Raw genomic sequence first — 560 nt, 5'->3', positions numbered from 1 at the left:
AGTGCAGCCTTTTCGGGCGAAAATGCATATGGATCGAAGTGGCTCTGGAGCCCAAGCGCCGATGGAAACCGTTCGACCGCCTGATCGATCTGTTGTCGCGATAACGCCACAGCATCCGCCGCACTCAGATTCATCTCATACCCATGGTCGAATGCAGCGATCTGGTGCTCATCAACAATATGTGTGTGCTGCTGGTAGACGCGCAGCAGGCGACCCTGTTCGTCAACGAATGGCAACGGCAGGCCGCTGCCGGTCAGGTAGCCATTGACATAACTGCCATCGGGTCGGCGCATTGCCGGTCCGGCATGGTAATAATCGAGACTCATATGAATGCCATACTGCGCCTGCACTTTCGCAGTATCAACCCAACCCGACCAGAGCACACGGTGGGTACGCACTGTCGGAGCTGCGGGACCGTAGCCATGTTTCACAAAATCGTTCCAGGCACGGTTATAGCCGTATGCCACACCTTCCTCAACCCATGGATGCAGGCCGAACCCATGGCCCTGTTCGCGCCAGCTTTCAACGAGGCGAGGCGTCGGGTAGCCTGACTGTTCTTC

General features: G+C 57.1%; 1 protein-coding gene. It reads right to left on the bottom strand.

Annotation, left to right across the window (positions count from 1 at the left end; genetic code table 11):
• Positions 1–560, bottom strand: a 560-nt coding sequence (locus NW818_RS13975) for a hypothetical protein (protein WP_414424903.1), incomplete at both ends; no start/stop codon positions are given.

This window comes from Synechococcus sp. R6-5, assembly GCF_047461775.1.
GTDB lineage: Bacteria > Cyanobacteriota > Cyanobacteriia > Thermostichales > Thermostichaceae > Thermostichus.
Note: the sequence above shows the minus strand (reverse complement) of the source record. Positions and strands in the feature narration are given on the sequence as shown.